Raw genomic sequence first — 488 nt, forward strand, 5'->3', positions numbered from 1 at the left:
CGAGTTTATTGGGCGAAAAACCATTGGTGAGAAATACTCTTTTGCTTTTAAACCAACCCACTATTTTTTCTTTTGTTTGTTTAAGCCCCCAACTTTCACATAAAAAAGTGTGTGCTGCTTTAGCGGTTTCATCACCAAACTGCATACGACAACTTAAATTATCTTGCTCTATCGTGTTAATTGAGCCTTTTAAATCCAGCATGACTTCTCTGGATTTTCTATCAAAAAATTGACAGTATTGTGCTATAACGGCAGAGTTAGCCACAATTAAACACACATTTTGAGTGGCGCATTGGGCGCTTAAGTCATCAATACTACCAAAGCTATTATAAATAGCTTTAATCTTATCATAGCCAAGCTCTTCCATTTCTCCTGTTGTATTCACTGTAAATTCGGTGCCTAACATAAATACCCCTTAGCATTGGGTAGCATTCCCCTTCATTATAGTGTAGTGAATATTGATAAATTTAACGGATTATAAGCATTAA

General features: G+C 35.7%; 1 protein-coding gene. It reads right to left on the bottom strand.

The features are described 5' to 3' along the window. Nucleotides 1-406, bottom strand: a 406-nt coding sequence (locus Q0791_RS25045; RefSeq protein ID WP_299011969.1) for a hypothetical protein, incomplete at its 3' end; no start/stop codon positions are given. Between the last annotated feature and the right edge of the window lie 82 nt (nt 407-488).

It is taken from the genome of uncultured Shewanella sp. (assembly GCF_947495455.1).
Lineage (GTDB): Bacteria > Pseudomonadota > Gammaproteobacteria > Enterobacterales > Shewanellaceae > Shewanella.